The organism is Azospirillum sp. A26 (genome assembly GCF_042604635.1).
GTDB lineage: Bacteria > Pseudomonadota > Alphaproteobacteria > Azospirillales > Azospirillaceae > Azospirillum > Azospirillum palustre.
Window position 1 is genome coordinate 364,637 of record NZ_CP170474.1, and the last position, 12,500, is coordinate 377,136.

General features: G+C 68.7%; 7 protein-coding genes. All 7 read right to left on the reverse strand.

Features of this window, described 5'->3' with window-relative positions; genetic code table 11:
- Nucleotides 1-8: 8 nt before the first annotated feature.
- Nucleotides 9-1,685 carry a methyl-accepting chemotaxis protein gene (locus ABNQ39_RS25385; protein WP_376963428.1) on the reverse strand — a complete coding sequence of 559 codons (1,677 nt, stop codon included), beginning with the start codon at nucleotides 1,683-1,685 and terminating at the stop codon, nucleotides 9-11.
- A gap of 368 nt (nucleotides 1,686-2,053) precedes the next feature.
- On the reverse strand, nucleotides 2,054-2,698 hold the full coding sequence (locus ABNQ39_RS25390; protein WP_376963431.1) for a response regulator transcription factor: 645 nt from the start codon (nucleotides 2,696-2,698) through the stop codon (nucleotides 2,054-2,056).
- On the reverse strand, nucleotides 2,698-4,218 hold the full coding sequence (locus ABNQ39_RS25395) for a response regulator (protein ID WP_376963434.1): 1,521 nt from the start codon (nucleotides 4,216-4,218) through the stop codon (nucleotides 2,698-2,700). Before ABNQ39_RS25395 ends, ABNQ39_RS25390 begins: the two co-directional genes overlap by 1 nt.
- Nucleotides 4,215-9,272: an AAA family ATPase gene (locus ABNQ39_RS25400; protein ID WP_376963437.1), complete on the reverse strand. Its 5,058-nt coding sequence runs from the start codon at nucleotides 9,270-9,272 to the stop codon at nucleotides 4,215-4,217. Before ABNQ39_RS25400 ends, ABNQ39_RS25395 begins: the two co-directional genes overlap by 4 nt.
- 87 nt (nucleotides 9,273-9,359) lie before the next feature.
- Nucleotides 9,360-10,316 (reverse strand): helix-turn-helix transcriptional regulator, encoded by a 957-nt coding sequence (locus ABNQ39_RS25405; protein WP_376963440.1) that lies wholly within the window; start codon nucleotides 10,314-10,316, stop codon nucleotides 9,360-9,362.
- Nucleotides 10,317-10,523: 207 nt separating this feature from the next.
- On the reverse strand, nucleotides 10,524-11,330 hold the full coding sequence (locus ABNQ39_RS25410) for an alpha/beta fold hydrolase (protein ID WP_376963443.1): 807 nt from the start codon (nucleotides 11,328-11,330) through the stop codon (nucleotides 10,524-10,526).
- A gap of 175 nt (nucleotides 11,331-11,505) precedes the next feature.
- Entirely contained in the window at nucleotides 11,506-12,498 is a 993-nt protein-coding gene (locus ABNQ39_RS25415; RefSeq protein ID WP_376963446.1) for an alpha/beta hydrolase fold domain-containing protein, read from the reverse strand.
- Nucleotides 12,499-12,500: the final 2 nt, after the last annotated feature.

Here is a 12,500-nt window from a genome sequence, read left to right on the forward strand (position 1 = left end):
TCGCCGCGTCAGGCCGCCCGGACATGGCGGAGGAACTCCTCCGCCTGATCGCGCAGGGACAGCGCCTGCCGGCCCAGATCGGCGGCGGCGGCACGGACTTCGGAGGCCATCACGCCGGTCTCGTGCGCGGACTGCGAGACCTCCTCGATGTTGTGGGTGACCTCGGTCGTGCGGTCGGCGGCGCGCTGGACCGACTGGGCGATGTCGGCGGTGGTGGCGCTCTGGTGGTCGGCGGAGACGGCGATGCGGCCGACAAGGTCGCTGACCGACAGCACGGTGCGGCCGATCCCTTCGATGGCCTCCACCGCATGGCCGGTCACCGCCTGGATTTCCGCCACCTGGCGGGCAATGTCGTCGGTGGCGCGCGCGGTCTGGTTGGCGAGCGTCTTCACCTCGCCGGCGACGACGGCGAAGCCCTTGCCGGCCTCTCCCGCCCGCGCTGCTTCGATGGTGGCGTTCAGCGCCAGCAGGTTGGTCTGGGCGGCGATGTCCTGGATCAGGGTCACCACCTCGCCGATCTTGCCGGCGGCGGCGGCCAGCCCGTCCATCGTGTGGTTGGTGCGGGTCACCTCCTCCACCGCGTTGCGGACCATGCGGGCAGACTCCTCCACCTGCCGGCCGACCTCGCCGATGGAACTGCTCATTTCCTCCGCGGCGCCGGCGACGGTGCGCACGTCGTCGCTGGCCTCGCCGGCCGCGGTGCTGACGGTGTGGGCGCGGACGCTGCCGGTCTCGGCGATGTCGTGCAGGCGCTGGGCGTTGGCCTGCAACTGCGTCGTTGTGGCGCTCAGCACGCCGACGACGCCCAGAAGCGAGCCTTCGAAGGACTGCGCCACCTCCTCCATCGCCGCACGGCGTTCCTGAACCGACCGGGCACGCTCCGCCGCCTGTGCCTCGTGCAGCTGGGCGACCTCCAGCGCGTTGTCCTTGAACACGCCGAGCGCCCTGGCCATGCCGCCGATCTCGTCCTTGCGGCCCAGCGCGGGGATGGCGGCCGACAGGTTGCCGCGCGCCAATTCCTCCATCGCGACGCGAATGCCGGACAGCGGCCGGAACATGCGACGCGCCAGCAGCAGGCAGCCGGCGGCGACCAGCAGGGTCACGACGGCGCCGATGACCGCGATCATCGCCTGGGTGTCGCGGATCGCCGCGAAGAACTCCGCCTTCGGAATGCCGACATAGAGGATGCCGACGACACGGCCGTCCGGCGCCTTGATCGGGTCGTAGGCGGTGTAGAAGGGCGTGCCCAGGATGTCGGCCTGCCCGCGATAGGGCACGCCACGACCCAAAACCGCGTCGTAGACCGGCCCCGTCGCCAGCGTCGTGCCGACCGCGCGGCCGCCGTCCGGCTTCAGCACGTTGGTGGCGACGCGGCGGTCGCCCATGAACAGGGTTGCGGTGCCGCCGACCAGCCGCTTGACCCGGTCCACCGGCTCGAAGAAGTCGTTCAGGGCGCGCTCGCCGGCAAACAGCTTGCCGTCATGCGCGTCGAACGCCTGCCCATACTGGTTCAGCACGTCCCAGGCGACGCGCATGTTGGTTTCCTGCCGCTCCATCGCCACCCGGTCGGCATAGCTGGTCAGCAGAAATTCATTCACACCGAATGTAGAGAATGCAAGCAACAGCAGCCCGCCGCCGCAGAGCATCACAGTCTTGCCCGCAAGAGACAAAGCCCTGATCGCCATATCCAATCCCCGATTTTGTCCCACCAACGGCGCCTTGCTCTTCTTTTGCGGCGCATGCCTTTTCCGGCACCCATGCCGGACAGGAAAAACCGGAGAATACTTAAGAAAAAGTTAGAATGAATTCCTGATTGTGCTTTGGGTGATTGCCTCAGTCATACGGATTGATCGAAGATCAACGATCACTTCGAAAGCTTCGTTCAACAAATTGGCTGCCGTTGCGCCAACGTTACCGGCCGACACGGTTGTCGGGGAGGATTCCGTCGCAGGCCATCGCCGCGCCGGTCCGTGGCGACGAATCTATGGAAATAGTCATATGATAAAATTCGACATGCCAAGGAGGCTCACAGGCGAAGGCGGACAGCTGCCCTTTATTGGGTCCGGCCGGTCGTGGTCAGGCTGTCGACGATGCGGACCAGCTCCACGACGGAACGGGCCTCCATCTTGCGCATGGCTTGGCCGCGGTGCAGCTTCACCGTCGCCTCGCTGAGCCCGAGATCGTCGGCGATCTGCTTGTTGCGCAGGCCGGAGACCACCATCAAGGTGATCTCGCGTTCCCGTGGGGTCAGCGTGTCGAAGCGGGCACGCTGGGTGGTCAGGCCGCGCTCCTGGCAGCGGCGCTCGCCATGAGCGGCGATGGCGGCATGGATGGCGTCCAGAAGCTCCTGGTGATGCACGGGCTTGGTCAGGAACTCGAAGGCCCCCGCCTTCATGGCGCGGACCGACATCGGCACGTCGGCATGGCCGCTGATGAAGATCACCGGCAGGCTGTTGCCGGACCGCGCAAGTTCCGCCTGGAAATCCAGGCCGCTGCGCCCCGGCAGCCGCACGTCCAGCACCATGCAGCCGACGTCGATGGCCGGCCGCTGGTCGACATACTGCTGGACCGAGCCGTAGCTCCTGACCTGCAAACCGACGGAATCGAGCAGACCTTCCAACGCCTCGCGGACGGCCTCGTCGTCGTCGATGATAACGACGGTCTCTGCCGCCGTCACGGCCTCCGCCTTCCTCACCATCACTGTCCTCCAGGCGATACGGGCAGCACGAATTCGAACACGCTCCCGCCCGACGCGCCGGGCGTCGCGGTCAGCCGTCCGCCATGCAGCTCGACGATCGACCGGCTGATCGACAGGCCCATGCCCAGCCCGTCGGGCTTGGTGGTGTAGAGTGCGCGGAAGATGGCGTCGATATCGGTTGCGACGATGCCCGGCCCGCTGTCCTCGACCCGGACGCGGAGCCAGCCGTCGTCGCTGCCGGTGACGATGCGCAGCCGCCGTTCGGGCAGATCGTCGGCGGACATCGCCTCGATGGCGTTCATCACCAGATTGAGGACGAGCTGCTGCAACTGCACCCGGTCGCCATGGACCCAGGGCGGACCGGCCTGAAGATCGGTTTCCACCGTGATGCGGGCGCGGCGCAGCTCGGCCCGCACCAGTTCCAGCGTGTCGGCGGTCAGCGCGCTGATGTCGACCCAGCCGGGATCGACCGGAGTCCGGCGGGCCAGCGCGCGGATGCTGCGCACCACGTCGCCGGCCCGCTGGGCGTCGCGCACGATCCGCTCCACCACCATGCGGGTCTTGTCGAGGTCGGGCTGAGGCTGCGACAGGTGCTGGAGGCAGGTTCCGGCATTGGTGACGATGGCCATCAGCGGCTGGTTCACCTCATGCGCGACGGCGGCGGCCAGTTCCCCCATCATGGTCAGCCGGCCGATATGGGCGAGGTCGGCCTGGGCCGTGCGCAGGGCCTCGGCGATCCGGCGGCGCTGGGTCAGATCGCGGAAAACCAGGATCGATCCGACGAAATCCCCACGGTCGTCGATGATGGCGGAGCAACGCTCCTCGACGACGATCCCGGCCGGCAAAGCATCCGCATCGCCGCCGCGCGGCAACAGGCGGGATTGCCGTTCCGGCGGGGCGAAGTCACCGCTGCGCAGGACGACGGCGGAGAAATCCTCCAGCGGCTGCTGCGTTTCCTCGTCGACCACGACGAAGACGGCGGACAGCGGCTGCCCGGCAGCCTCCGCGGCGGTCCAGCCGGTCATCGTCTCCGCCGCGCGGTTCATGAAATCGACCCGGCCGTCGCGGTTGCACAGGATGACGCCGTCGCGGATGCTGGCCAGCGTCGCGGCATAGCGCCGCTCGCTGAGGCGCAGCCTTGTGTCGCTGGCATGCTTGTACAGCGCCATCTGGATCACGGTGCGCATCTGCGGCTCTTCGAAGGGCTTCAGCAGATAGCCGAAGGGCTCCGTCAGGCTGGCGCGATGCACGACCTCGTCGTTGGCATAGGCGGTCAGGAAGACGATGGGGATGCGGTGGGCGTCGCGGATCCGGCGTGCCGCCTCGATCCCGTCCATTTCCCCTTCCAGGCGGATGTCCATCAGGACGAGATCGGGTTGCTGGCTGCAAGCCATCCGCACGGCATCCTCGCCGCTGGCCGACATGCCGACAACCACATGACCCATACGGGACAGTTGATGCTGAATATCGCGCGCAACGATGCGGTCGTCTTCGACGATCAGGATGCGTGCCGCGATCATTGACTTCCCCGATTGCGCCCCTTCAAAGGAAAGGTAACGATGAATTCTGAACCGGCACCCGACCTGTACTTCAATGCACCGTGCAACTGACTGGTCAAGTCCGCAACAAGCTGAAAGCCTACGGAATCCATCCTATCGGGATCGTATCCTTCGGGCAAGCCCACGCCGTCGTCCCGGACGGACAGGCGGCACTCCTGCCCGTCGGTGGTCAGGGCGATCCGCAGGACCCCGCCCTGCCCGCCCGGAAAGGCATGCTTCAACGCGTTGGAGACCAGTTCGTTGACGATCAGCCCGCAGGGCACCGCGCGGTCGAGGTCCAGCTTCAGGTCGTCGAGTTCGGTTTCCAGCCGCACCGCCCCGGCATTTCGGGAATAGGCGCGCAGCAGATGGGCACAGACCGATTCCAGATGCTCGCGCATCGGCACCCAGGCAAAGTTGCCCAGGCGGTAGAGGCTTTCATGCACCATCGCCATCGAGCGTACGCGGTCGCGGCTGTCGGCGAACAATGCTGCCACCGCCTTGTCCTCGATGCGGCGGGATTGAAGGTTGAGCAGGCTGGTGACGAGCTGGAGGTTGTTCTTCACCCGATGGTGGATTTCCTTCAGCAGCGCGTCCTTCTCCTCCAGCGTCGCCGTCTCCAGCGAGGCCGCCGCCTGGGCGCCGAGCAGGGTCAGAACATTGACCCGCTGCGGGGTGAAGGCGTAGGTCGCCAGCGCATTCTCCAGATGCAGCAGCCCGACGACACGACGGCGGCGGACCAGCGGCAGGCACAGGATGGAGCGGGCCTCCGTCTCCTGCAAATAGGGATCGGCGGACAACGGGCCGGCGGCGCGGGTGTCGTCGACGATCACCGCCTCCTGGTCGCGGACGGCACCATGGATGATGGTGTGGGGCAGCGGGAAGCGGTCGGCATCCTCCTGCACCAGCCGGACCGACACGCCATAGAGGCCGATGGTCGCCTCTGCCTCCACCCGCAGCCGTTCACCGCGGGCGAGGATCAGCAGGCCGCGGCTGGCGCCGGCATGTTCCAGCACCAGGGTCAGCAGGGTGGTGGTCAGCTGCTCCACGCCCGCCTGATCGGAAACGGTGCGCAGCGTCTCCAGAAGAGAAGCCAGATCGATCCCATCGAACCCACGCGGTGCCTCCGGCATCACCGCTTCGCCCGATTCCACAGTCAGGGAGGGATGGCGGCGGGCGAGCTGCCTGACCTTGGCCGTCGCGCCCCAACGGGCGTAGCGGTCGGCCGCCTCGCGGATGCAGGCCAGCTCCAGCGTCGGAACCCCCATCCGGCGGTAGAGGCCGGCGGCGCATTCATGGGCCAGCGCCTCCACATGCGGCAGGGCGTTGCGGCGGGCGGCCAGAACGGCGCGGTCATAGCCGCGCATCGCATCCTCGGTCCGCCCCTGCGTGCGTGCCGCCTCCGCCTCCGCCAGGGCGAAGCGAGCGTCGAAACTGTCGGGGCTGTGGCCGGCCCATTCGCGCAGCTGGTTGAGATGGCGGGACAGGGCCACGGCATGCCGGGCGCGCTCCTCCGGCTCCACCCTGTCCATCGCCCCATCCATCGCCCCTGCCCTGGCCAGGGCGGCGTGGAAATGGAACTCCGCCATTTCCCAATGGCCCGAGGTGGTCCACAGAAGCCCCTCGGCCCGCTCGGATGCCTCGACCGCCGCCGCCATCCGGCCGGCGATGCAGCGGAGCTGGAGCGTGCGGATCCAGTGCCAGCAGGTGGCGATGTCCAGGCTGGGATTGGCCAGCAGCCGCGCCTCGAAGGCGGCATTGTCGAAGCCGCGCCCGTCGAAGGAGCCGAGTTCGTCGGTCCGCCCGCGCAAGGCGCGCACGAGCTGCAACTGGGTGGTCAGGATGTCGGCGCACAGCCCGAACTTCACCTGCCGCACATAGGCGAGCCGCGCCTCCGCCGTGCGCTGCACCGTCGCCAGCGGATCGCCCGACGCCAGCATGCTGGTGACCAGCGTCACGCTGGTGAAGCCGCCATAGGTGACGTCGCCGGCCTCCCGCGCCTCCTCGAAGGCGCGCAGGAGCAACGGCCGCTCGCTGCGGATGTCGCGGGTCCAGGGCACAACATGATAGGCGAACGTCATCAGCACCCGCGCCCGGTAGCGCGTCCGCCCGTGCCGTTCCGCCAGATCGTAGCCGAGCCGGCCGAACGCGTAGCCGGCGTCATAATCGCCGAAATAGGGGCCGGCCATCATGCCGAGATAGGCGAAGCCCAGGGCGGAGGCGTCGCTGCGCCCATGCTGGAGCGTCAGGTTCGCCATCCGGCAGAGGATCAGGCAGACGAGGTTGCGGTCGCTGAAGAAGGCGGGCGGCAAGGCGGCCGCCAGCACGTCCAGCGTCGCCCGGCTGTCGGGATCGTTCACCGCCGACAGCGCCGACAGCGAACTGATCGGCCGGCCGCCGATAGCTTCGCGCAGCCGCGCATACTCCTCATGGGCCAGAGCGGCCGGCGGGTGGGCCGGCCAGTCGATACCGGCGCCGCGCAGGTAGGCGAGGCAGGCGTCGATGGCGCGGTCGCTGCGGTCGATGGCGGTGTAGAGGGTCACCAGCAGGGCGGTGATGGCGGCGCGGTCGGCCGGACATCCGCTCCGCCCGACCAGCCCGAGAAGCCGCAGTTCCGCCCGTTTCAGGTCGCCGCTGAGGAACTCGCATTCGGCCTGGAGATGTTCCAGCGCGAAGGCCAGCCGGTGCCGCCGTTCCCACTGGCCGCCCTCCAGCAGTCGGAGGCCGGCCAGCGCATAGGCGAGTGCGGAGCCGTGGGCACTGGCGGCCTTGGCCTGATGACCGGCGGCGAGGTGGAGCGTCGCCACCTCCTCCCGCTCGCGCCCGTCCTGGATCAGGGAGAGGCAGCGGTCATACTGCCCGACCAGCGCGAACAGCCGCCCTCCCGACAGATCGGCGGCGAAACCGCGATGCAACGCACGGGCGACGTCGAGATGGAGCCTGCTGCGCCCCTCGGCCGGCACCAGCGCATAGGCCCCCTCCTGCACCCGGTCGTGGAGGAAGCGGTAACCGCCGTCGCTGCGCAGGATAAGCCCTTCGGCCAGCACCGGCTCAAGGTCGCGCTCGGTTTCCGCTTCCGTCAGGCCGGCGGCAAGCGCCAGGGTGGCGAGGGGAGCGCTGGCGCCCAGCGCGGCAAGCCGGGCCAGCAGGTCGCGTGCCCGCGCCGGGAAGCGCCCGAGCCGTTCGGTCATCAAGGTGGCAATGCCGGCGCCCGACCGTGCCGTCTCCACCGCCGCCATGTCCCAGTCCCAGCGCTTCGCCTCGCGGTCGAACCACAGCCGGCCGGAGCGCTCCAGCGCGGTCAGGAGCTGCACGGCGAAGAAGGCGTTGCCGCCGGTCCGCTCCTCCAGCAGGGCGGCCAGCGCCGCCACCTCGTCCGGCTTGCGGTCCAGGCTGTCGGAAACCATCCGGCGCAGGTCGTCGGACGACAGCGGCCCCAGCGCGATCTCGCAGCAATCGATTTCCGCCTCGGCAGGCTCGGCCGCGGAACGCCCGATCCGCTCCATCAGGGCAGCGAGCGGATGGTCCGGCCCGACCTCGTCGCTACGGTAGGCGCCAATCAGCAGCAGATGACCGATGCCGCCGTCGGCGACCAGCCGGTTCAGCAGATCCAGCGTCGCGCGATCCAGCCATTGCAGATCGTCGAGGAACAGCACCAGCGGGTGGTCGGCGCGGGCGAAGAGCTGGAGCACGCGGCGGAACAGCAGGTCGAAGCGGTTCTGCGCCTCCTGCGGTGGCAGCGGCGGCACCGCCGGCTGTTCGCCGATCAGCAGGGCGAGGTTGGGGATCAGCGCGGTCATCAGCGCGCCACCGTCGCCGACCGCGTCGGCAAGGCCGCGGCTCCACTGGTCGCGGTGCGGGACCGGCAGGGCCAGGATGCGCGTGATCAGGCCGCGGAAGGCTTCCGCCAGGCTGGCATAGGGAAGGTCACGACGGCCCTGGTCGAACTTGCCGGCGGCGAACAGGCCACGCGGCGGCGCCAGCTGTTCCTCCAGCGCATGGACGACCGCCGACTTCCCCACGCCGGACCGGCCGGAAATCAGCACGATGCCCATCCGGCCCCGCCCGGCGACCCGTTCGAAGGCGGCCTGGAGCACGGCCACCGGCTCCTCCCGGCCATAGAGCGAGGCGGGCGGCTCCAGACCCTCCGGCAGGTCTCGGCCGCCGGGCGGGAAAGCCGGAATGCTGCCCTGCCCATCCCAAAGCCGGAGGGCATGGGTGAGGTCGCGGACAAGGCCATCGGCGGTCTGGTAGCGGTCCTCCGCCGTCTTGGCGAGCAGCCGCAGCAGAATGCCGGACATCGCCGGCGGCAGGTCGGGAGCATGGGTGGCCGGCGGGATCGGCGCGCGGGCGAGATGGCTGTGGACCCATTCCATCGCATCGCGGGCGGCGAAGGGCAGTTCTCCCGTGAACAGCTCGTAGAGCGTGACGCCCAGCGCATAGAGGTCGCTGCGCCGGTCGACCGGGCGGTTCATCCGCCCCGACTGCTCGGGCGCCATGTAGGGCAGCAGCGCCGCCGGACGCTCCACCTCCTGCCGTTGCGGAGCCGACAGGTCGGCGGCGCGGCCGAAGCCGGTCAGCCGCACCGCGCCATCCTCCCCGACCAGCAGGTTGAAGGGCCGCAGGTCGCCATGCAGGATCCCACGGCGGTGCAGTTGCGCCACCGCGGCGGCGATGCGGATCGCCAGGGCCAGCCGCTGGCGGAATGCCCCGGCGGATACGGCAGGCGTGGACAGCATCAGCGCCAACAGCGGTTGTCCGCCCGGATCGGCCAGGGTCAGCACCGGCACGGCGCCATGGCGCAGCAGTTCGAGCGGCTTCACCGCCCAGGCGGGGTCGAGCAGCCGCGACAGCTCGTGCTCCTGCCGCAGGCGGGCGAGCACGGCATCGGTGGGCACTCCCGGTTCCGCCATGCGCGCCAGGATCGGAAAGGGCTGGCCCGGCCGCGTCACCCTCAGCAGCCGGGTTTCCCCATCGCCGCCAAGCGCATGTGTGCCGGAGCCCGTTTCCGTCAGATGGTCTAGACTGGACACCATGAAACGGTCCTTCCCCAGCGCAGCCTCGACAGCATAGCGGCATTCCGCCGCAGTTGGGGGAATTGCCGCGCCGCGCCGGCAGGACGATCAGGCACAGGGGAGTTCGGCCGCCGCATGGGACGAGAGGCCCGCCGGCAGGACGGTATCGACGCCGGCATTGCGCCGCCGCCAGCTGCGCGGCGAAATGCCGACCAGACGGCTGAAGGTGCGGGTGAAATGGCTCTGGTCGGCGAAGCCGCAGGCCAGCGCCACATCGGCCAGAGTCTGGGATCCGTCGCGCATCAGGGTCTTCGCATGGTCGATCCGCCGGTGCAGCAGCCACTGGTAGGGGGTGGTGTTGGCGGTACGGCGGAAGGCGCGGACGAAATGACCGACCGACAGCCGGCATTCGGCGGCAAGATCGGCCAGCCGGATCTCGCCGTCGAGATTGGCGGCGATCATCTCCTTCACCCGCCTCTCCTGCCAGGGCGCCAGCATGCCCCCGGTCCTGGCGGCGCTCACTCGGCCATAGGCGGTCACGACATGGGTCGCCAGCGCCGAACAGACATGGTCGAGATAGAGCAGGCTGATCCGCTCTGGAAACTCCAGCGTCGGCAGGATGGCCGATGCCAGCGCCCGCACGGTCGGATCGTTGACCGGACTGCTGGGCGCAATCGATAGATCCTCCAGCCGGCCGCCATGGACGTCGGGGCAGGCGCTTTCCAGCGCCGTCCGGGGCAGATGGAAGGTCAGCGTGTCGAAAGCCGTGTGCATGTGGCAATCGATCTTGCGGCGGTAGTCGTGGATCGAGGTCAGCCCGGCGATGTTGACGGGCTTCTCCACCAGCCGGCCGTCGACCCAGACGTCGGAATGGAAATTGGACAGATGATGGCTGACCAGAAAGGCGTCCTCCGACGCCGGGCTGAAATGGCCGACGCCGCCAGCGATGCAGCGGATCCGCGCGACACCCACCGTGCCGCTGCCCGAGCCGAGGATCAGCACCTCCGGCTCATCCGGCATCGGAACGTAGCGCATCCGCAGATTGGACTGGTGGGCCGAGGCCATGGGGCGTCTCCGTTGGCTGGCGCGCGGCTTTCCACGGAGAGGAACCGCCGCCCGACTTGCCCACACAGGGTAAACGCGACCATGTGCCGCACACCACTAGACGCAGATTAACCTCGGCAGTGTTTAGGTCGAGCGACCCTAGACCTTAGTTTAGGTTCTCGACCTTCGGGGCAGGATTTCCCCTATGCGATCACTAAATTAGCAAATTCAGGAGAGATGGCGGTCGAGCGCCGCGATCACCGTTCCGGGTGCCGACAGGTGGGGCAGATGCCCGGCGGCGTCCAGGATCTCCAGAACGCTGCCCGACAGATGGTCGCGCAGATATTCCGCCGCCTCACGGGTCACCGCGGCGTCCTCCCGCGCTTGCAGGATGACGGCGGGCACCATCACCTCGGCAAGACGGCTGCGGACATCGCTGCGCAGCACGGTCAGCAGCAGCGACAGCGCCATGTCCGGACGCATCGCCCGCAACGAGGCGGCGAATTCCCGCACGACCGGATCCTCCGCCGGGCGGGAGACGACCAGTTGGCCGAACTGGACCGTCCACCGCATGTAATCCTGCGTGGCGTTGTCGATCAGGGCGTCGATGCCGGCGGTGTCGAAACCGCCGCGATAGTCGCCGACATTGCGGTAGCAGGCCGATCCGCCCAGCAGGACCAGCTTGGCAAACAGGTTTGGCATCCTGATCGAGGCAAGCACCGCCACCATCCCCGCCACCGAATGGCCGATGCAGATGCACTTCTCGATCCAGAGGGTTTCGAGGATGGCCACCACATCGCGGGCATAGGCGTCCAGCGTGCCGTAGCTGGCATGGTCGTAATGCATCTGGTTGCCGGGACCGATCCCGGCCAGATCGAACAGCACGATGCGATAGCGGTCCTGCATCGCCTCCACGACGTGGCGCCACGCCGACTGTTCCGTGCCGAAGCCGGGAATGAGGACCAGCGTTTCCGCCCCCGATCCGACCACGGAGACCTTGTGGCGCTCCAGAATCGAGGAACCGTTTTCGATCATGTCGAGCCCCCGATCAACCGCAATGACCGATGCAACCATAGTGTGCAGCGTATCGGCAAGCAGGATTGCCTCCTGACCGGCCCGGCAGGCTGAAAATATTACGCCCGCCCGGACGAACCGGACGGGCGCGGCAGGGAATGGCTCGGAAATGGACGGTTGGCGTTCAGCGGTTCATTCAGCGGCACAAGGCCCGGCGGACGGAGTCGGCGGCCAGGATCACCGCCTCCTCCGCCTTGCGGACAGGACGGGTCATGCAGGCGAAGGAGTGGGGAAGAGCTTCATGCAGGACCAGCCGGTGCGGGATCCGTGCCTGCTCCAGCCGCTGGGCGAGCCGCAGGCTGTCGTCGCGCAGGCAGTCCAGCCCGGCAGCGGCAATGTGCAGCGCCGGCAACCCGCGCAGATCGGCGAGCAGCGGAGCCGCCGCGGGGTCGCGGGTGATCCCGCCATGGCCGAGATACTGCCGCCAGTACCAGCGCATCCGCTCCGTTGTCAGGCTGAAACGTCCGTCGCCGAACAGCCGGTGCGACTCGGTGTCGAAATCATGGGCGAACATGCCGTAGAGCAGCAGGGCGAAGGACAGCGGCGGCCCCGGCTCGTCCCGCGCATCGAGGGCGAGGCCGAGCGCCAGATTGGCCCCCGCCGAATCGCCGCCGACGGCGATCCGCTCCGGGTCGAGGCCATGGCCGGCCCCATGACGGACCACCCAGCGCAATGCGGCGAGCGCCTCCCCCCGCTGATGGGGAAAGCGCCGCTCCGGCGCGAGGCTGTAGGCGACGGCGCAGACCGCCGCACCGCTGTGCCGGGCCAGCAAGCGCAGCAGCCGGTCATGGGTATCGATGGAATTGACCACGAAGCCGCCGCCATGGAAATAGATCAGCACCGGTAGGGGCCTGCCATCCTCCGACGCGCCCGGCGGCCGGATCAGGCGCAGACGCAAAGGCCCTGCCGGGCCGTCCGTCACCACCTCCCGCACATCGGCGGGCAGCGCGGCGGGCAGCGCCGGGCCGTTGAGGAAGTCATGGTAGCGCTCCGCCGCAGTACGCGCCTCGGCCAGCGGCTGGCGCAGCGGATCGGCGGGAACGAGGCCAGCGCGGGCAGCCAGCGCGCCCAGCTCCACCACCTGCGGATCGGGCAGATGTCGATGAAAAGGCAGGACGGTGTCCGGCATTG

Coding starts and splice junctions, on each gene's coding strand:
- ABNQ39_RS25385 (WP_376963428.1), bottom strand. CDS start 1,685: ATGGCGATCAGGGCTTTGTCTCTTGCGGGCAAGACTGTGATGCTCTGC.
- ABNQ39_RS25390 (WP_376963431.1), bottom strand. CDS start 2,698: ATGGTGAGGAAGGCGGAGGCCGTGACGGCGGCAGAGACCGTCGTTATC.
- ABNQ39_RS25395 (WP_376963434.1), bottom strand. CDS start 4,218: ATGATCGCGGCACGCATCCTGATCGTCGAAGACGACCGCATCGTTGCG.
- ABNQ39_RS25400 (WP_376963437.1), bottom strand. CDS start 9,272: ATGGTGTCCAGTCTAGACCATCTGACGGAAACGGGCTCCGGCACACAT.
- ABNQ39_RS25405 (WP_376963440.1), bottom strand. CDS start 10,316: ATGGCCTCGGCCCACCAGTCCAATCTGCGGATGCGCTACGTTCCGATG.
- ABNQ39_RS25410 (WP_376963443.1), bottom strand. CDS start 11,330: ATGATCGAAAACGGTTCCTCGATTCTGGAGCGCCACAAGGTCTCCGTG.
- ABNQ39_RS25415 (WP_376963446.1), bottom strand. CDS start 12,498: ATGCCGGACACCGTCCTGCCTTTTCATCGACATCTGCCCGATCCGCAG.